At 48.7% G+C, this 20,353-nt stretch carries 16 protein-coding genes; 1 reads left to right on the top strand and 15 read right to left on the bottom strand.

All coding sequences use genetic code 11. The annotated features are described in order from the left end of the window. Nucleotides 1-185: 185 nt before the first annotated feature. The 7 genes from rho to rpoE all read right to left on the bottom strand — a co-directional run bounded on the left by rho (nt 186) and on the right by rpoE (nt 8,005). The gene (gene rho, locus H615_RS0108285) at nt 186-1,472 is read right to left on the bottom strand and encodes a transcription termination factor Rho (protein WP_027954710.1); all 1,287 of its coding nucleotides are present in this window, start codon (nt 1,470-1,472) and stop codon (nt 186-188) included. A gap of 474 nt (nt 1,473-1,946) precedes the next feature. Next, on the bottom strand, nt 1,947-3,233 hold the full coding sequence (locus H615_RS0108275) for a UDP-N-acetylglucosamine 1-carboxyvinyltransferase (RefSeq protein ID WP_027954709.1): 1,287 nt from the start codon (nt 3,231-3,233) through the stop codon (nt 1,947-1,949). Nucleotides 3,234-3,299: 66 nt separating this feature from the next. Next, nucleotides 3,300-3,941 carry a fructose-6-phosphate aldolase gene (gene fsa / locus H615_RS0108270; RefSeq protein ID WP_027954708.1) on the bottom strand — a complete coding sequence of 214 codons (642 nt, stop codon included), beginning with the start codon at nt 3,939-3,941 and terminating at the stop codon, nt 3,300-3,302. A gap of 124 nt (nt 3,942-4,065) precedes the next feature. Further along, entirely contained in the window at nt 4,066-4,929 is an 864-nt protein-coding gene (fba, locus tag H615_RS0108265; protein ID WP_027954707.1) for a class II fructose-1,6-bisphosphate aldolase, read from the bottom strand. Between the two features lie 158 nt (nt 4,930-5,087). Further along, nucleotides 5,088-5,459: a response regulator gene (locus H615_RS0108260; RefSeq protein ID WP_027954706.1), complete on the bottom strand. Its 372-nt coding sequence runs from the start codon at nt 5,457-5,459 to the stop codon at nt 5,088-5,090. Nucleotides 5,460-5,687: 228 nt separating this feature from the next. Further along, entirely contained in the window at nt 5,688-7,292 is a 1,605-nt protein-coding gene (locus H615_RS0108255; protein ID WP_027954705.1) for a CTP synthase, read from the bottom strand. A gap of 179 nt (nt 7,293-7,471) precedes the next feature. Then, nucleotides 7,472-8,005, bottom strand: a complete 534-nt coding sequence (rpoE, locus tag H615_RS0108250; protein ID WP_027954704.1) for a DNA-directed RNA polymerase subunit delta — start codon at nt 8,003-8,005, stop codon at nt 7,472-7,474. Nucleotides 8,006-8,262: 257 nt separating this feature from the next. Between rpoE and H615_RS0108245 the strand changes: the two genes are divergently transcribed. Further along, complete coding sequence (locus tag H615_RS0108245; RefSeq protein ID WP_027954703.1) at nt 8,263-8,577, top strand: hypothetical protein; 315 nt, start codon at nt 8,263-8,265, stop codon at nt 8,575-8,577. A gap of 81 nt (nt 8,578-8,658) precedes the next feature. On the opposite strand, the gene icmF is transcribed toward H615_RS0108245, so the two are convergent. The 8 genes from icmF to H615_RS0108205 all read right to left on the bottom strand — a co-directional run bounded on the left by icmF (nt 8,659) and on the right by H615_RS0108205 (nt 20,207). Then, nucleotides 8,659-11,907 carry a fused isobutyryl-CoA mutase/GTPase IcmF gene (gene icmF, locus H615_RS0108240; RefSeq protein WP_027954702.1) on the bottom strand — a complete coding sequence of 1,083 codons (3,249 nt, stop codon included), beginning with the start codon at nt 11,905-11,907 and terminating at the stop codon, nt 8,659-8,661. 30 nt (nt 11,908-11,937) lie between these two features. Then, nucleotides 11,938-12,594 carry a TetR/AcrR family transcriptional regulator gene (locus H615_RS21060; RefSeq protein ID WP_084163073.1) on the bottom strand — a complete coding sequence of 219 codons (657 nt, stop codon included), beginning with the start codon at nt 12,592-12,594 and terminating at the stop codon, nt 11,938-11,940. Nucleotide 12,595: 1 nt separating this feature from the next. Further along, a complete protein-coding gene (gene meaB / locus H615_RS0108230; RefSeq protein ID WP_027954701.1) occupies nt 12,596-13,534 on the bottom strand; it encodes a methylmalonyl Co-A mutase-associated GTPase MeaB in 939 nt (312 codons plus the stop codon). Nucleotides 13,535-13,548: 14 nt separating this feature from the next. Then, on the bottom strand, nt 13,549-14,688 hold the full coding sequence (locus tag H615_RS0108225) for an acyl-CoA dehydrogenase (RefSeq protein ID WP_027954700.1): 1,140 nt from the start codon (nt 14,686-14,688) through the stop codon (nt 13,549-13,551). Nucleotides 14,689-14,700: 12 nt separating this feature from the next. Continuing rightward, nucleotides 14,701-15,852, bottom strand: coding sequence for an acyl-CoA dehydrogenase (locus H615_RS0108220; protein ID WP_035531721.1), 1,152 nt, complete (start codon nt 15,850-15,852; stop codon nt 14,701-14,703). Between the two features lie 16 nt (nt 15,853-15,868). Further along, the gene (locus H615_RS0108215; protein ID WP_027954698.1) at nt 15,869-16,720 is read right to left on the bottom strand and encodes a 3-hydroxybutyryl-CoA dehydrogenase; all 852 of its coding nucleotides are present in this window, start codon (nt 16,718-16,720) and stop codon (nt 15,869-15,871) included. 13 nt (nt 16,721-16,733) lie between these two features. Next, nucleotides 16,734-17,921 carry an acetyl-CoA C-acetyltransferase gene (locus H615_RS0108210; RefSeq protein ID WP_027954697.1) on the bottom strand — a complete coding sequence of 396 codons (1,188 nt, stop codon included), beginning with the start codon at nt 17,919-17,921 and terminating at the stop codon, nt 16,734-16,736. A gap of 153 nt (nt 17,922-18,074) precedes the next feature. Further along, nucleotides 18,075-20,207 carry a heterodisulfide reductase-related iron-sulfur binding cluster gene (locus H615_RS0108205; protein WP_027954696.1) on the bottom strand — a complete coding sequence of 711 codons (2,133 nt, stop codon included), beginning with the start codon at nt 20,205-20,207 and terminating at the stop codon, nt 18,075-18,077. Nucleotides 20,208-20,353 lie beyond the last annotated feature (146 nt).

Raw genomic sequence — 20,353 nt, 5'->3', positions numbered from 1 at the left:
GCCCTGAATCCTTGAGAGACAGAGTTATTGTAAGAGCCGTCGAAGGTTCAACATACACCTTGTACTGAAACTCACATAGAATGATTATAACAGGGGGGAGGCACCAATGCAACAACCAGTTTTTATGAATGGTCAGAGAAGATGATGTATCCACCGACAGCCCCGCCAAAAGTCTGTCGGAGGGATCAGCGGCGTGCCGGTGAAGCTTTGCCTTTCATATCCTTATCCATGAGGTCGAAAAATTCGTCGTTGTTTTTCGATGCACGGAGTCGACGGAGGAACCGGTCGGCAAAATCATGGGAATCGGACATCGTTTTCCGGATGGCCCAGATTTTATCCAGCTGTGTCTGCGGAAGAAGAAGCTCTTCTTTCCTCGTACCGGACCGTACAATATCAATGGCAGGGAAAATCCGGCGTTCTGCCAGGCTGCGGTCGAGGTGGAGTTCCATGTTCCCTGTTCCCTTGAACTCTTCGTAAATGACATCATCCATCCGGGAGCCTGTATCGACAAGCGCCGTGGCGAGAATTGTCAGACTTCCACCTTCTTCAATATTTCGGGCAGCGCCGAAGAAACGTTTCGGACGATGGAAAGCAGCGGGATCAATACCACCGGATAATGTCCGTCCACTTGGCGGGATGACTAGATTGTACGCCCGGGCAAGACGAGTGATGCTGTCCATCAGCACAATCACATCACGCTTGTGTTCCACAAGGCGCATCGCCCTTTCCAGTACCAGCTCCGACACTTTGATATGGTTTTCCGGGACTTCATCAAAGGTGGAACTGACGACATCCACATCCGGGGCAACAGACCGTTCGATATCCGTAACCTCTTCCGGACGCTCATCAACTAACAGAATAATCAGCTTTGCATCCGGGTGATTGGTGGAAATACTGTTCGCCATCTGCTTCAGCAGCATCGTTTTCCCTGCTTTAGGAGGGGCGACAATTAAGCCACGCTGTCCATAACCCACGGGAGCCATCAAATCCATAATTCTTGTGGAAAGCTTTTTCGTTTCCGTCTCCAGCTTCATGTGTCTGTCAGGATAAAGCGGCGTCAACGCCGGGAAGTGGACACGCTCTTTGGCGGAATCCGGGTCCTCTCCATTGACCGCGTCTACGTGAAGCAGCCCATAATATCTTTCGTTTTCTTTCGGCGGACGGACTTTTCCGGACACCTTATCCCCGTTACGCAGGTCGAAACGGCGGATCTGGGAAGCAGAAATGTAAATGTCCTCTGCACTTGGAGAATAATTAATCGGACGCAGGAAACCGAAGCCTTCAGAAGGAATGATTTCCAGAATGCCATCCATAAACAAAAAGCCGTCTTTTTCTGCCTGAGCTTTCAGAATGGCAAAAATCAATTCACGCTTCGTCAGTTTTGCATAATAAGAAACTTTATACTGCCTGGCTTTTGTATAAAGGTCCTTTAAGGTCAATGTTTCTAAATTGGAGATTGTTAAATCTGCCACGTAATCACCACTCTTTTCATATCTTATCGCTTGGATCCGCGTACCTGTCCCACTAAAGGACCGGGCGTTCATGGGTCACCATCTGCATCAATAGGCCCTTTCCGCCCCTGAACCAGATCAAGGCATGGATGGACCCGTTGTATAGGTTCTTGGAATTAAATGTGAACGGAGTCAACGACTTCTCAAAGTGAATACTTGCAAAGAAGAAAAAGGAGAAGTTAAGTGAAGTAAAAAAAAGAAGCCTAAAGAAGCAAGTGACATGATCCTTCTAACTTATAAACAACATTCATTGTACTCCTGTCACTCAAGAGTTTCAATGTTATTTTTTTCAGAAGATGCTGTGATGACAGGAAAAGAAAAGGAAGCCGCCATTTCCGGCTCCCTCTTCCTCTCCTTTCCACCCACAGCGCGTACTATACACGGGATGCGGTTCTCCTGCAGTCCCCTCTGAAGAATAACGCCCCAGATGAGAACTTAAGAGTTTTGGAATTGTTCGATTTCCTCTTCCGACATTTCCTCGTACCAGACGTCGGCGCCTAAATCAATCAGCTTATTGGTTATATTTTCATACCCTCGTTCGATATGATCTACTCCAGTGATTTCTGTAATTCCATCTGCCATTAGTCCGGCAATCACAAGAGCGGCACCAGCTCTTAGATCGGTGGCTTTCACCTTCGCGCCCTGAAGCTTGGAAGGACCGGTCACAATCGCTGATCCCCCCTCCACTTTTATGGAGGCATTCATTCGTCTGAGCTCATCCACATGCTTGAAGCGGGCCTGATAGATCGTATCTGTGACAACACCCGTCCCTTGTGTCTGTGTAAGCAGGGAAGTGAACGGCTGTTGAAGGTCTGTCGCAAACCCTGGATAAACGAGTGTCTTGATATCAACACTCCTTAGTTGTTTCCCGGGACGTACGTACAGCTGCTCATCATTTTCTTCAATGGTCACGCCCATTTCCCTGAGCTTGGCAAGCAGGGACTCGAGATGCTGGGGAATGACGTTATCAATGACCATTCCGTCTCCCTGAGCTGCTGCCATAATGGTGTAGGTACCGGCTTCAATCCTGTCGGGGATAATCGTATGCAGACATCCCTGAAGCTCCTGCACCCCTTCAATGCGGATGACGTCTGTACCCGCACCTTTGATTTTGGCGCCCATGCTCGTCAACAGGGTGGCCACATCAATGATTTCCGGCTCTTTTGCGGCATTTTCAATGACGGTTTTCCCTTTTGCCCTGACGGCAGCAAGCATAATATTGATAGTCGCTCCAACACTGACTACATCGAGATAAATACGTGCGCCGCGAAGTTCTTTCGCTCTTAGATAAATGGCGCCCTGTTCGTTCGTCACTTCCGCCCCAAGAGCCTCGAAACCCTTGATGTGCTGGTCGATCGGACGCGGGCCCAGGTGACAGCCGCCGGGAAGCCCGATGACCGCTTTATTGAAGCGGCCGAGCATAGCTCCCATGAAATAATAGGAAGCCCGAAGTTTTTTCACCTTCCCGTTCGGGAGCGGCATGTCCACCATATTGGACGGATCGATATGTACGGTTCTGCCTTCCTTTGCCACCGTGCCACCGATCTCTTCCAGAAGATCAGCCAAAATACCAACATCCGATATATCCGGCAGGCCTTCAATCGTTACAGGGGATTCAGCTAAAATCGCAGCTGGAAGAAGAGCAACCGCACTGTTTTTGGCGCCGCTCACCCTTACCTGTCCCCGCAGCGGGGCCCCGCCTTTTACTAATAGTTTACGCATGGAAAACTCCTCGCTTTAAAGGTCAAGATTTTCACTTATTATGTGCAATTTTTACCAAATCACACATTATTTTTGGTTGTTCCAGTCATTCAGGAATTTTTCGATTCCCTGATCCGTCAAAGGATGCTTCACGATTTGATTCAGAACCTTAAAAGGAACCGTTGCAATGTGCGCACCATGCAGTGCCGCTTCCGTAATATGCACCGGATGGCGGACCGAAGCAGCGATGATTTCTGTATCAATCGCATGACGGTCGAAGATTTCTGAGATTTGAGCTACTAATTCCATGCCGTTCTGGCCAATATCATCAAGACGGCCGAGGAATGGTGAAACGTAGGAAGCGCCTGCTCTGGCTGCCATCAGCGCCTGATTGGCTGAAAACACAAGCGTGACGTTTGTCTTGATATTCAAGTCACTGAATGCTTTTACAGCTTTTAACCCTTCCATTGTCATGGGAACCTTTACGGTAATATTCGGCGCAATGGCTGCAAGTTCCTTCCCTTCCCCAATCATTCCTTCTGCGTCTTCAGAAATGACCTCCGCGCTGACAGATCCGGCCACTTCTGCCGTAATTTCTCTCAAACGGTCGTGAAAAGAAACGCCTTCCTTGGCGACGAGGCTCGGGTTTGTCGTTACACCTGCAAGAATGCCCAGGGCATTGGCTTCGCGGATATCCTCAATATTGGCTGTATCAATGAAAAATTTCATAATCTCCACTCCTCTTCCCTTTGTGTTGGATGCTCAACCATGAAAAATGTCGAATGATTGCGTTTTCATTCATGCTTAAAAGGAAACCGCTACAGGGGTAGCGGCTTCCTTAATACAGAGGTTCTTACGCTTTGTTGGAAGAACCGAATTCGCGCATCTTGCCGATAACCGTTTCTTTGATTGCGTCACGGCCTGGTCCAAGATATTTACGAGGGTCGTACTGTTCTGGCTGGTCAGCAAGAACTTGACGTACGGCTTTCCCTTGTGCGATTTGGTTTTCAGTGTTCACGTTAATTTTAGCTGTACCGAAAGAAATAGCTTTCTTAATGTCAGCAGTCGGGATTCCTGTACCACCGTGAAGAACAAGCGGCTTGTCTACAAGTCCCATGATTTCTTCCATGCGGTCAAAGCCAAGGTTCGGTTCACCTTTGTAAGGGCCGTGGACAGAACCAAGTGCCGGCGCAAATACGTCAACGTTTGTTTCGTCAACCAATTGCTTACACTCAGAAGGAATAGCGTAGGCAGCTTCTGCATCGTCTACGATCAAGTCATCTTCCTGACCACCTACACGGCCAAGTTCTGCTTCAACAGATACGCCGTGGATGTGAGCAAGCTCAACAACTTTTTTCGTTACAGCGATGTTCTCTTCCAATGGATCGTGAGAAGCATCGATCATGACAGAAGTGAATCCGGCGTGGATCGCTTCTGCACATTTTTCGAAGCTGGAACCGTGGTCAAGGTGAATCGCAACCGGTACAGTTGTACCGTAGGCTTTCATAAGGGCCTTCACCATGTCAACGACTACGTTGAAGCCGCCCATGTAACGTCCAGCACCTTCAGAAACGCCAAGGATGACCGGAGACTGCTCTTCTTCTGCAGCCTGCAGGATGGCCTGGGCATATTCTAGGTTATTAAGGTTGAACTGACCTACACCGTAGCGTTCTTCCTTCGCTTTTTCCAGCATTTCTTTCATTGATACTAGTGGCATGAAAGATATCCTCCTTTGAATAACGTGCTTTCCCTATTTACAAGTCTGTTTCCATACGAAAACACACCATGCAAGTTTGGTTACAGTAATAGAATACCAATACCCTTCTTATGGTGCAACAATAGGAGGATTATATAACGCTTACATTAAGAAAAAAGTCATGAGCGGCTGTGAACAAGCGTCCCATTTACCATTTCCTTCAAGTTATGGATGTCAAAAGGTTTTGTTATGATATGCGTTACAAAATGGAAATCGATGTCCTTTCTCACTGATTCCTCCGAATCCCCTGTGATAATCATAACTGGAGAAGAATAGTTCATTTCCTCAAGAAATTGGAGAACGTCTCTCCCATGCATGACTGGAAGATTATAATCCATGATGATAAGGTCAAGGTTCTCTTCCTTTACCACCTGGCATGCTTCTTTTCCTGTTTTAGCCGAAAGAGTCTCATGGCCTTCTGCTTTCAGAATTTCTTCAAGCAGTAACCGGATGCCCGGCTGATCATCGACAATCAGGATTTTATTCGTCATTCTTTCTCCCTCCCTTTCCATGATCGTGTACATTTCTCTCATTCCTTTAGTTTCGAGGCGTCCCCTGTCATTTCCTGCATACAAATGGATGCGTTGTCATATTTTCTGGAATCATACTGGAATTCGACACCGTTCTCCTCCCAGATATGAAAAGGGACCTTCAGTCAGATTGTTTTTTGAACAAAAAAAGCCGGCGCGGTCTCCCGCGACAGCCTTTTTTCAAGCTTTTTATTGGTATGTCTTCATAGCTGCTCCGATAAAGCCGTAGAACAACTCCTGTGGACGAGTCGGGCGTGACTTGAATTCCGGGTGGAACTGGCTCGCCACGAACCAAGGGTGATCTTCCACTTCGATGATTTCAACAAGACGGCCGTCCGGGCTTGTTCCTGAGAACTTGAATCCGGCTGCTTCCATCTGTTCACGGTAATGGTTGTTAAACTCAAAACGGTGGCGGTGACGCTCGTAGACGACTTCTTCCCCGTATGCTTCCAATGCTTTGGAGCCTTCTTTGAGGCGGGACGGGTAAATGCCCAGTCTCAACGTCCCTCCAAGATCAGATACCTCTTTCTGCTCAGGAAGAAGGTCAATGATCGGATGCGGTGTAGATGGATCGATCTCTGCGGAGTGCGCTCCTTCAAGGCCGAGTACGTTCCGGGCAAATTCTACCGTTGCCAGCTGCATACCAAGACAAATGCCGAGGAATGGGATGCGGTTTTCGCGTGCATACCGGATGGCGTCGATTTTGCCTTCAATGCCACGGTCCCCGAATCCGCCTGGAACAAGGATGCCGTCTACTCCATTCAGCTCAGCTTCTACGCTGGCTGCATTCAGCCCTTCTGAATTGACCCATTTCACTTCGATATCGGAATCGTAGCTGTATCCTGCGTGTTTCAGAGCCTCTACAACTGAAATATAGGCATCCGGAAGCTCTACATACTTACCGACAAGAGCAATCGTCGTTTTATGCTGCAGGTTTTTCACACGATCGATCAGCTTATTCCATTCCGTCATATCGGCCGGTGCACAGTCCAGACCGAAATGATCGCAAGTCAGCTGGTCCAGCTTCTGCTCCTGAAGGTTGATCGGAACATTGTACAGCGTATCAGCATCCGCCATTTCAATAACCGCTTCCTTGTTGATGTCACAGAACAGGGCGATTTTCTCCTTCATATCTTCAGAAATCTCCATTTCTGTACGAAGGACAATCGCGTCCGGCTGAATCCCGAGGGAGCGCAGTTCTTTTACACTGTGCTGAGTCGGTTTTGTCTTCATTTCCCCGGCCGCTTTCAAATAAGGTACCAATGTACAATGCAGGTACATGACATGCTCGCGTCCGATATCGCTCTTGATCTGTCGGATTGCCTCAAGGAATGGCAGGGATTCGATATCCCCCACGGTACCGCCGATTTCTGTGATGACGACATCTGCATTCGTCTCATGACCGGCACGGAATACACGGTCTTTGATTTCATTCGTAATGTGCGGAATAACCTGAACGGTTCCGCCGAGGTAATCGCCGCGGCGTTCTTTTTTAATAACGGTGGAGTAGACTTTTCCTGTTGTCACGTTACTGAATTTGTTCAAATTGATATCAATGAAGCGCTCGTAGTGACCAAGGTCCAAATCGGTTTCTGCGCCGTCATCTGTAACGAAAACTTCCCCGTGCTGGTACGGGCTCATCGTACCCGGGTCCACGTTGATGTATGGATCAAATTTCTGGATGGTTACTTTCAAGCCTCTGTTTTTCAATAATCGTCCTAATGAAGCAGCTGTTATCCCTTTTCCTAGAGATGAAACCACTCCGCCTGTTACAAAAATGTATTTTGTTGCCACGTCAAATCCCTCTTTCTCTATTTGTATTAATTAGTTATTTACTAAAGCTTCAATTTGATAAGGGGATGTAAAAACAAAAAACGCTCCCCGTCATTGCCGGGGAGCGTTTGGATTCCGTTCAAGGAAATTAAAGAGCCCAAATAAGATTTTACTGATATGACTTTTGAAAGTCAACCTCCTTATTTATCTTCGTCGTCATCTCCAACGAAGCTGAGGTCATCTTCCACGATTTCTTCCTCTTCCTCATCCAGGTCATCTTCTTCATAATCACCATCATAATCATCGTCATCATCAAGGTCAAGGTCTTCATCAGTAAGCTCAAGATCATCCTCGAGATTCTCATCTTCATCGTTGTATTCATCTGCGCCAAGCTCATCGTCAAGCACCTTGGAAGGTTTTTTCTTTTTCTTCTTCTTTTTGCGTTTCTGAGGCAGGTTGGCGATTTCTTCTTCCATCTGCTCCACTGGGTACCACTTTTTCAAGCCCCATCGGTTCGTACCGATCGTCATGAAACGGCCGTCAATGTTCATATCTGTGTAGAACTGGGCGATGTACTCTTCATTCTGAGCTTCTGTGAAACCTTTCATTTTTGAAATCCGGTTAAAGATTTCATTAAAATCAATGGCTTCGCGCTCCTCTTCCAATATCATGGTCGCCAGTTCGATCATGGAAATTTCTTCAATCTTCTGTGGGCTGAGTTCTTTTACGCTCACGATTCAGCACTCCTTTATCTAGACAAAATAGAATTAATGACTTCATGGGCATACGAATCACATTTAATCATACCATCCATTATATGAGGTGCCTGTACAAAAATCAAATAGAGTCTGCCTCTTCTTTACTTTTCTAGCCAAAGCTGCATGAAAGTAAACCTTGTGCTGAAAAATAGAAAACAAACATAAGCCTTTGTGTTCCTGGAGATATCCTTTAAAATAAAAAGGAGAATGCTCTATGTAAGGAGAGACGATCAATGGAAAACCGCCCTTTTAACTGGACAGCCATCATTCTGACTGCTGCCGCTGTTGGAGTCTGGCTCTACTCAAGCTTCGGAATTATCCACTCCGAACACCTCGAGGAAGCAGAAGTGACGAAGAAAGTCCATAATGATGAAGGCTACTATGTCACAATTGATGACAAGAAAGTATCTGTCAAGGATACGAGCACGTGGATGCTCCTTGAAGAAGGAGGAACCTACAATATTACGTATGAATGGTACGGCATGAAAAAACCGTATGTGACAGAAGTGAACCAGGCCCACGATGACGATCAGGTGGGCGGCCACTAAAAGATGTACCTGAACCTATGTAAAACCCGTCCTGTGAGCTGATTTCCAAATCACAGGACGGGTTTTCTCTTTCAAAACAGCCTACATGTTCCTTCTATACTGCCCCCCTACTTCATAGAGCGCATTGGTAATCTGGCCGAGGCTGGCCACTTTGACGGTTTCCATCAGCTCAGCAAAAATATTTCCACCGCCGGCGGCCGTCTGCTTCAGCCGGTGCAGAGCCTCAGAGGCCGTCTGCTCATTCGACTGCTGGAAACGGCGCAGTTCTGTAATCTGATGGTTCTTCTCTTCTTTCGAAGCACGAGCAAGCTCCATCGAGTCGATTTCTTCTTCAGAAGGAGGGTTCGGATTCAAATACGTATTCACACCGATGATCGGCAGTTCACCTGAATGCTTCTTCCCTTCATAATACAACGACTCTTCCTGAATTTTCCCCCGTTGATACTGGCGCTCCATCGCACCCAGCACACCACCGCGGTCGTTGATCCGTTCGAATTCCTGGAGAACCGCTTCTTCCACAAGGTCGGTCAATTCCCTTATAATGTACGCCCCCTGCAGGGAGTTTTCATTTTTCGTGAGGCCGAACTCCTTGCTGATAATCATTTGAATCGCCATTGCCCTTCTCACCGACTCTTCGGTCGGTGTTGTAATGGCTTCATCATAGGAGTTGGTGTGCAGGGAATTACAATTATCCTGAATCGCAATCAACGCCTGCAGCGTCGTCCGGATGTCATTAAAGTCTATTTCCTGGGCGTGGAGCGAGCGTCCGGATGTCTGAATGTGATACTTCAGCTTCTGACTCCGCTCATCAGCGCCGTATTTATCCCGCATCACCACTGCCCAGATCCGTCTCGCTACGCGGCCGAGTACAGTGTATTCCGGATCCAGTCCATTGGAGAAGAAAAAGGATAAATTGGGGGCGAACTTGTTGATGTCCATTCCCCTGCTCAAATAATACTCCACATAAGTAAAGCCGTTCGCAAGTGTGAAGGCCAGCTGTGTAATCGGGTTGGCCCCTGCTTCGGCAATATGATAGCCGGATATGGAAACGGAATAATAGTTGCGGACCTGATGGTCAATGAAATACTGCTGAATATCCCCCATCATTCGCAGCGCAAATTCTGTAGAGAAAATGCATGTATTCTGTCCCTGATCCTCTTTCAGAATATCTGCCTGCACGGTGCCGCGGACGACATGGATCGTTTCCTCTTTTATCTTTTGTGCTTCTTCAGCTGTCGGCTCCCGTCCTTCTTCCTTCTTAAACTTGGCAAGCTGCTGATCAACAGCTGTGTTGAAGAACATCGCCAGAATAATCGGAGCCGGTCCGTTAATCGTCATCGATACCGACGTCGTTGGATCAACAAGGTCAAATCCGTCATATAGCTTTTTCATATCTTCAAGCGTGCAGATATTCACTCCGCTCTCGCCGACTTTCCCGTATATATCCGGCCGTTCATCGGGGTCCTCCCCGTAAAGGGTGACAGAATCAAAGGCCGTACTCAGCCGTTTCGCATCATCACCTTCCGATAAATAATGAAAGCGGCGGTTCGTCCGCTCCGGCGTCCCTTCTCCGGCAAACTGGCGCTTCGGATCCTCCCCCTTCCGCTTGAATGGGAAAACGCCGGCTGTAAAGGGAAAAGCACCTGGAACATTTTCCTGGAGAAGCCACGTTAACCGGTCTCCCCAGTCTTTGTAGTGCGGCAGGGCGACTTTCGGGATTTTCGTTCCGCTCAGACTTTCGGTTGTGAGGTCCATCGTAATGTCTTTGTTTCTCACTTTAAATGTATAGGTATCCCCGCTGTATCGCTCATGAAGCCCATCCCAGTCCTCCAGTTTGCCGAGGGCATGACGGTCGATGGTCCGTTCATAATCATCCATTAAGCGGCGGAGGTTCTCCCTAACTCCTTCATCCTCCACCATATCGATGGTTCCTTGAAGCTGATAAAGCTTACTCGCCGCTTCCGCCTGTGTATGGGTGTGCTTGTGATAATGGCGGACAGCCATGGAAATATCCCGCAAATACTGCTTTCTTTCATTCGGTATGATCACATTCTGCTTTTCCGCTTTTTGGTTCAGCGAAGAAAAAGAAGTCTCATCCTCCCAGGCATAGGTTTCGTTCAACGTCTCCAGGAGAGCGGCGAACAATGTATTGGTGCCTGGGTCATTGAACTGGCTGGCAATGGTCCCAAAGACAGGAAAGCGGCTGTCATCTTCATGGAACAGCATATGGCTTCGCTGATACTGCTTTTTCACCTGATTAAAGGCATCTTCAGAACCCTTCTGCTCGAACTTATTAATGACGATAAAGTCGGCAAAATCAATCATGTCGATTTTTTCGAGCTGGGAAGGCGCCCCGAACTCTGCGGTCATTACATACATCGACAAGTCCGTAATATCTGTTACAGCGGCATCACCCTGTCCAATCCCACTCGTTTCGACAATAATAAAATCCACCCCGGCGGCTTTAACGACCTGGATGGCTTCTTCCACTGCCGTAGACAATTCTGAGCGGGCATCCCTTGTCGCCATCGACCTCATATAGACACGAGGGTGGAAAATCGCATTCATTCGGATCCGGTCCCCAAGCAGAGCGCCGCCTGTTTTCTTCTTCGTCGGATCGACCGACAGAACAGCGATCTTCTTCTCCGGGACTTCATGAATAAAGCGGCGGATCAGTTCATCTGTTAACGAACTTTTTCCTGCTCCCCCTGTACCGGTGATCCCAAGAACCGGGATCGTTTTATCCTGCGTTTTCTCAACTGCTGTTTCAAAGGCAGCCACGGCCTCGCGCTCTTCCTTGGACGTGTTTTCTACGTAGGTAATGAAGCGGGCAATCGCCTGATGGCTCCCTTCAGATAAATCGGCCACCCCTTTTTCCACATCCAATGGAGGGAGAAAATCGCATTCCTCCATCATCTTATTGATCATCCCCTGCAGGCCGAGTGAACGGCCGTCTTCTGGAGAAAATACCCGGGCAACACCGTACTCGTGAAGCTCCTTGATCTCTCTCGGAATAATCACACCGCCTCCCCCGCCATAGACACGGATATGTCCCGCCCCTTTTTCATTCAAAAGGTCGACCATATATTTGAAATACTCTACATGTCCGCCCTGATAGGATGAGATGGCGATGCCCTGGGCGTCTTCCTGGATGGCGGCGTTGACTACATCTTCGACAGAACGGTTATGACCGAGATGGATCACTTCCGCACCGGTGGATTGAAGAATTCTCCTCATGATATTAATGGAAGCATCATGACCATCAAAAAGACTGGAAGCCGTTACGAATCGAACAGGATTTTTCGGCTTATAGATTATCGGTTGTTCCATTTCCGCTCTTCCTTTCTTTTTCAGCCGATATTACGCATGCCCCGCGTTGTCAGCCGGCTGTATAATTCCTTCTGTCTCTTTCCCCAGTCCTCTTAGAAGCAGATGAATCTGGGTATCGGTATACGTTTTAATCGTAAAATTACGCTGCAGAATCCATCGTCTAAATCCCCACATCTGTCCCTGAACAAAAATATTGTTGGCCATTAAGCGCACTTCCGCTTCAGCGTACTCGCCCGGGAGACTGTTGATGATAACCTGTTCCAGCATGGCGACCATGTCACGCTCTTTCTGCAGGACATATTCCTGAGCTTCCCGTGATAGCGATTTCACTTCTTGATACATCACCAGAACCTCATCCTGCATATCGTCCATCAATTGAAAATACGAACGGACGGCCTGAATCAGGCTTTTGACGGTTGTCTGTTCCGGGTCGATCGAAGCTTCCATTCTCTCCTTTACACGCTGATAAATAGAATCACAGACAAGAAACAGCACATCCTCCTTCTTGCGGATGTACTCGTATAAGGTTCCAATGCTGAAACCGGAAGCTTTGGCGATCTCACGTGTCGTGGTTTTATGAAATCCCTTTTCCATAAACAGCGTGACGGCACCTTTGATCATCTGATTCCGCCGCTTCACAATCAATGCTTCGTCTTTGATGGTGGATGGTACCTGCTGATCTGTCACATCACTCATCCTTCCCAGCCCATTCCTGAAACCATGATCGGGCCAGCTGATAGGGGTCGGCATCGGGATTTTGGAAGGCCTGTATTTTCTCCGGATCTGTCTCTACCGAAGATTTTACGTTCCTCCATATTTCTTCGCGGATCAGATCATAGACTTCCAGCTGCAGCTGGTCTTTTCTCCGCTTCATCCCTGCCTCGGTTTCGTATAAATACGTACGATGATCCTGCATCTTTTCCCAGGCGTCTGCCATTCCTTTCGATTCCGTGGCCACCGTCTCAACAATAGGCGGCTGCCACCCTTCCGGCTGAATGATCATCAAATATTCATCGAGGGTCGATTTCAGCTTCCGCACGCCAGGGAGGTCTGCTTTATTAATAAGAAAGAGATCGGCAATTTCCATGATCCCGGCTTTGAAAATCTGAAGGACATCGCCACTGTTCGGTGTCAAGACAAGACCGGTGGTATCCACCACCTTCATCACATCCAGCTCCGACTGACCCACACCCACCGTTTCCACAAGTACGACATCAAAACCGTAAGCATCACAGACCCGGATGCTGTCCTTCGTCGCTCTTGCCAAACCTCCCAGACTGCCTCTCGTCGCCATACTGCGGATGAAAATTCCAGGATCAAGAAAGTGCTGGTTCATTCTTGTGCGGTCCCCAAGCAGAGCGCCTCCACTGAATGGACTTGTAGGATCGACAGCAATGACAGCGACCGTAAGCTCCTGCTTCCTTAAAAAAGTCAGCAGGTGGTTGATCAAGGAGCTCTTCCCTGCCCCCGGGGAGCCTGTGATGCCGATATAGTGTGCCTTTTTCTGTATCGAAAAAATATCACTCATCAGTGGAAGCTTTTCCGGATCCTCATTTTCAATGAGCGTGATGGCACGGGCAAGCGCCCTCATATCCTGATTTTGTATTCGTTCCGCCAGCGGGTGCATCATCCATCACCTTCCTACTTCGTTACCATCCGGCCGATAACGAGACGTTGAATCTCCTGGGTCCCTTCATAGATCTGAGTGATCTTCGCATCCCGCATGTACCGTTCTACCGGGTAGTCCTTCGTATATCCATATCCGCCGTGAACTTGAACAGCTTCTGTGGTTACCTTCATCGCTGTATCACCGGCAAACAACTTCGCCATTGCCGACGCCTTGGAATACGGAAGACCTTCAGATTCCAAATAGGCCGCTTGATACGTAAGCAGACGGGAAGCCTCGATTTCAGCTGCCATATCCGCAAGTTTGAAGGATATCCCCTGTAAAGCAGCGATCGGCTTTCCGAACTGCTCCCGCTCCTTGGCGTAGGCGACAGACTCATCAAGCGCCCCCTGCGCAATTCCTACAGCTTGGGCAGCGATGCCGTTCCTACCACCGTCCAGCGTCATCATGGCAATTTTAAAGCCCTGGCCTTCTCCACCCAGCAGATTTTCCTTAGGAATCCGGCAGTCTTCAAAGATCAACTCCGTTGTTGGAGAAGAACGGATCCCGAGTTTCTTTTCTTTTTTCCCTGTGGAGAAGCCCGGAGTGTCCTTTTCTACGATGAAGGCACTGATGCCGCGGTTCCCTTCATCCGGATTTGTCTTAGCAAATACGACATACGTATCAGCCACACCACCATTGGTGATCCACACTTTGTTTCCGTTCAATACATAGCTGTCACCGTCAAGCTTTGCCTGTGTGCGCATGGAAGACACATCACTCCCTGCCCCCGGTTCGGATAAAGCGTAGGCGCCAAGCTTTTCACCCGCAGCCAGTGGAGCCAGAAACTTCTTCTTCTGCTCTTCCGTTCCAAATGTATAAATCGGCCAGCTGGCCAGGGAAATATGCGCAGAAAGGGTGACTCCTGTGGAAGCACACACTCTGGAAAGCTCCTCCACAGCTATCACGTAGCTGATGAAATCCGAACCGATGCCGCCATACTCTTCCGGCCATGGAATTCCCGTCAGCCCGAGTTCAGCCATTTTGTCAAAAATTTCACGATCAAAACGCTCCTCTTCATCTCGCTCTGCCGCTGTTGGTTCCACCTCATTCTTGGAAAAATCCCGAACCATTTTTCTAAGCATTTCCTGCTCTTCAGTTAATGTGAAATTCATTTCTCCATCCTCCTAATCTCTCACCAGATGATTGCCGATGACGACACGCTGGACTTCGCTCGTTCCTTCGTATATCTCACACACTTTTGCATCTCTGAAAAACCGTTCCACCGCATAGTCTTCTGTGTATCCGTAACCTCCATGGACTTGAACCGCTTCAATGGCTGCTTTGACTGCCGTCCGGGAAGCGATAAGCTTAGCGATCGACGCCTCTTTACTACACGGCTTTCCTAATGCCTGCATCGAAGCGGCATTGTAGACCAGCAGTTTGGAAGCTTCGACTTCCGTGGCCATGTCTGCCAATTTGAAGGAAATCCCCTGCAGATGGGCGATCGGGCGTCCGAACTGCTCCCGTTCTTTTGCGTAGGCGGCGCTATGCTCCAAAGCGGCCTCCGCAATCCCGAGTGACTGGGCGGCGATTCCGATTCTCCCGATATTCAAATTGGAGAGGGCGATTTTATAGCCTTCCCCTTCTTTCCCAAGGAGCTGGGAAGCTGGAAGCTCACAGGCATCAAAGTTCAAAGAAACCGTACTCGACCCATGCATGCCCATTTTCCTTTCCGCTTTTCCAATCGAAAACCCAGGCGTGCCGCGCTCCACAATAAAAGCGCTCAAGCCTTTACTCGGAGACACTTCGGGGTTCGTCCGCGCGAAAACAATGAAGGTATCTGCACTGCCTCCATTCGTAATGAACACCTTGGAGCCGTTGAGGATGTATTGATCTCCCTTTTTCTCAGCACGCGTCTTCAGGCTGCTGGCATCACTGCCGGCGCTCGGTTCCGTCAAGGCGAAGGCACCTAAGTATTCGCCCGATGCAAGTTTCGGGATATATTTGGATTTCTGTTCTTCCGATCCGAAATATAAAATCGGGTGGGTCCCCACTGATGTGTGTACAGATAATATGACACCAAGGGTCGCACTTACTTTAGATAGTTCATGAATCGCAATGATATAGGAGGTATAATCCATCTCAGCTCCTCCGTATGCTTCAGGGATCGGTATCCCCATTAAACCAAGCTCCCCCATTTTAGGAATCAATTCTTCCGGGAAGCGGTCTTCCTTCTCCATACGTTCGACGGCCGGTGCCACCTCATTCTGAGCGAAATCCTGTACCATCCGGCGCATCATTTTCTGTTCATCTGTCCATTGAAGCTCCACGGTCATCTCCCCTTTTCATCAGTTATTCATAGCTGTAAAAACCGCGGCCGGATTTCTTCCCGAGCCATCCGGCTTTGACGTATTTGCGAAGAAGCGGGCAAGGCCGGTATTTGCTGTCGCCGAATCCTTCATGAAGGACCTCCATGATATAAAGGCATGTATCCAGTCCGATAAAATCAGCGAGTGTCAGTGGTCCCATTGGATGGTTCATCCCAAGTTTCATCACAGCATCAACATCTTCCGGCGAGGCGACGCCTTCATGTACGGTGTAAATCGCTTCATTGATCATCGGCATCAAAATTCTATTGGAAACGAAACCCGGAAAATCCTCTACCTCTACCGGTGTCTTCTGAAGTTTTTCAGCCATTTCCCTCACAGACGCATACGTGTCATCGCTCGTCTGAATCGCCCTGATGATTTCCACCAGCTTCATGACCGGGACCGGATTCATAAAATGCATGCCGATTACTTGGTCCGGACGCTTCGTAGCTGCAGCGATTTCCGTTATCGGAAGAGAAGAGGTATTGGTCGCCAAAATAGCATGAGGTGGTGTGATTTCATCCAGCTGCTGGAACACATCGATCTTCACCTTCATACTTTCCACGACGGCCTCAATGACGAGATCGCAGTCAGAGGCCTCCTGCAGGTCGGTCGTAAATGTCAGATGCTCCAGCATCTCCTCACGTTTGCCATCGGTCATCCGGCCCTTCTCAACAGCTCTTTCCAGGCGCTTTTCGATCCCGGCCTGCCCTTTATCCAATGCTTCCTGCTCTCGATCATTCAATTTCACATGAAGACCAGCCTGGGCAAAAACTTGAGCAATACCTGCGCCCATCTGCCCTGCGCCGATGACCATGACTTTATTTATTGACATCCGTATGTCCCCCTTATTGTTTCGGTACTTCGATGAGAACGGCATCGCCCTGGCCGCCACCTGAACAGATAGCTGCGATCCCTGTGCCGCCGCCCCGGCGTTTCAGTTCATAAGCCAATGTCAAAAGGATACGGGCTCCGCTGGCCCCGATCGGATGGCCAAGAGCAACGGCTCCACCGTTGACATTCACTTTTTCCGGATCCAGACCGGCGATTTTCCCACTAGCCAGGGATACAGCGGCAAATGCCTCGTTCACTTCAAACAGATCGATCTCATCGATGGTTTTTCCGGATTTTTTCAACAGCTTATTGATAACAAGTCCCGGTGTCTGCGGGAAATCCTGCGCCTCCACAGCAATCTCATCATGGGCCAGAATTGCTGCCAGCACAGATGCTCCGGTTTCTTCAGCTTTTTCCTCCGACATTAAAACCATGGCACAGGCCCCATCATTGACACCCGGTGCATTTCCGGCTGTAATCGTACCTGTCTGGTCGAACACCGGCCGCAGCTTAGATAACGCTTCGATTGTTGTGCTCTTTCTAGGAGCTTCATCCTGATCCACAACGACAGGATCCCCTTTGCGCTGGGGGATTTCCACTGACGTTATTTCTTCTCCCAGCTTTCCATCTTCCGTGGCCTGAACAGCACGCTGATGACTGCGGTACGCCCACTCATCCTGAGCCTGACGTGTCAGTTCATACTGTTCGGCTGTCCGGTTGCCGTAATTGCCCATATGGACGTTCTCGAATGAACAGGTCAATCCGTCATGCACCATCATGTCTTTCACAGACGCATCCCCCATCCGGAGACCCCAGCGCGCTTTCGGCATGAAGTATGGGGCATTGCTCATGCTTTCCATTCCGCCGGCGACGATGATTTCTTCTTCTCCAAGGCGGATGAACTGATCTCCCATCGTGACACTCCGCATGCCGGAGGCACACACTTTATTGACGGTTTCTGTTTTCACATCCCAGGGGATTCCAGCTTCACGGGCCGCCTGTCTGGAAGGGAGCTGTCCCTGTCCTCCCTGAAGAACGCTCCCCATAATCACTTCGTTCACATCCTCCGCATGAACCTTCGCCTTCTTCAACGCTGCTTTGATCGCGATACCGCCAAGCTGTGCCGCTGTCAGAGGTGCAAGAGCCCCTCCGAATTTCCCAAATGGTGTCCGTGCTCCATCCACGATGACTGTTTTACGCATTGTCATTCCTCCTCTTATTGATAACGCTTACAAAAATGACGATTGAACGCTCGCTCAACATCGTCCCATAAGGAAAGTGTACATAAAATACTGCACACTTTCCACAATTTTTCAATCATTCTGTCATTTTTTCGTTTTTAAACAAACGTTTAATTAAGCCGTTTTTTCCTCTGTGCTCTCAAAAATGGACTTCGCCAGAATTTCTGCTATATCCATCGTGCTGACCTCTTCTTCCACTTCCTTCGCTTTTGTTCCATCTGACAGCATCGTCAGACAGAATGGACATCCGCTGGAAATCATCGTAGGCTCCACCTCAAGCGCCTGCTCAGTCCTGGCTACGTTCACACGATTCCCTGATTTCTCCTCCATCCACATCATGCCGCCTCCAGCTCCACAGCACATCCCGTTGGAACGGTTCCGCTTCATTTCCACGACTTCGACCCCCGGAATCATCTCCAGAACTTCACGCGGCGGCTGATAGACCTCGTTGTAGCGGCCAAGATAGCAGCTGTCGTGATAGGTGATTTTTTCTTTCACCACTCCCTGGGGATTCAAGCGCCCTTCTTTCAACCATTCCGCAAGCAGCTCGGTATGATGGTACACTTCTGCTTCCAATCCAAAATCCGGATACTCATTTTTAAAGATGTTATACGCATGTGGATCGATCGTAATGATCTTCTTCACATCATTTTTCTCGAATTCCTTCATGTTCTTCTCCGCCAGCTCCTGGAATAGGAACTCATTCCCCATGCGGCGGGCTGTGTCTCCGGAGTTCTGTTCTTTGTTTCCAAGGATGGCGAACTTGATGCCTGCTTCATTCATCAGTTTCGCAAACGCCATGGCGATTTTCTGGCTCCGGTTATCGTATGAGCCCATGGAGCTGACCCAGAATAAGTATTCGAACTCTTCCCCTGATTTTTTCAACTCTTTCACTGTAGGAATATGAACATCTTCATCCAGCTCTCTCCAGTCTTCTCTTTCCTTCTTGGAAAGTCCCCATGGGTTCCCTTGGCGCTCAATGTTCATCATGGCACGCTGGCCATCGGCATCCATTTTTCCTTCGGTAAGAACGAGGTAACGGCGCAGATCAATGATTTTATCAACATGCTCGTTCATAACCGGGCAGGCATCCTCACAGTTCCGGCAGGTCGTACAAGCCCACAGTTCTTCTTCTGTAATGACATCACCGATCAGGCTCTTGTTCTGGAACGCTTCCAGCGTGGCTGCGGCCTCATCTGTCCCGTGGCTTCGGGCCATTTGAGCGAGTGTATTCCCTTCTGTCCCGGAAAATGCGTAGGCTGGCACCCACGGGGACTGACCTGTAACAGCGGCTCCTTTTTCGGTAAGGTGGTCCCGGAGCTTCACAATCAGATCCATCGGTGACAGCATTTTCCCGGAACCGGACGCAGGACACACGTTTGTACAGCGGCCGCATTCGACACATGCATAAAAATCAATCATTTGAAGCTGGTTGAAATCCTCAATCTTTCCAACCCCGAAGGATACATCTTCTTCATCGGCATCTTCATCCATTTCAAAATCAATGGACTTCAATTTCCCCGGCGGCTCCTCACGACTCAAAAAGACATTCACAGGTGCAGCAAGAAGGTGGGCGTGCTTGGACTGCGGCACGTAGACAAGGAAGGTGAGCAGGATCAATAGGTGAATCCACCACATGACAAAGAATACCGTAATGGCTACAGGTTCCGGCACCCAACCGAAAGCGCTTGCAATAACGCTCGCAACAGGTTCTGTCCATGCTCCTTCATGGGCATGCCAGATCATACTCATGCCGTTTCCAACGAGGACGGTTACCATCAGTGTTCCAATGAAAATCAGGACAAGTCCGGCTTTAAATCCGCGCTTCAGACGGACAAGCTTTTCAATGTACCGGCGGTGAAATGCCCAGATAACGGCGGTCAGAATGGTTAACGTCACCAGCTCCTGGAAAAACGTAAAGCCGGCGTAAAAAGGGCCGAGCGGAAGATGGGCATCCGGCACAAGTCCTTTATAGATAAAATCAATCGCTCCGAATTGCACGAGAATAAATCCATAAAACATCATAACGTGAATGATTCCGGATTTCTTATCCTTGAGCAGTTTCTTCTGCCCGAATACATAAATCCAGATTTTGCGTAATCGTGACTTCAGCTGTTTGTCATACTCGAATTTTTTTCCCAGTTTGATATAAGCGATACGAGTCTGAACCACACGGACAAATAAATAAAGTCCATAGATCAGTACACCAAGGAACAAAATCCAGTTTGCGACCAGCAGTGGATTCATAGGTTTTCCCCCTCTTTGTTGTCATCGCACGAAGCGATTTCCCTTTTCTCCGATCAGAAACTTTAAATTTTCTGAATCTTATAGCTTAACTATAAATTATGAATGAGCATTCAGTCAATATATTTTCTGTAATTTTCCTTTTGAAA

Source organism: Halobacillus kuroshimensis DSM 18393 (genome assembly GCF_000425705.1).
GTDB lineage: Bacteria > Bacillota > Bacilli > Bacillales > Halobacillaceae > Halobacillus > Halobacillus kuroshimensis.
This window is presented reverse-complemented; position numbering and strand designations above follow the sequence as displayed.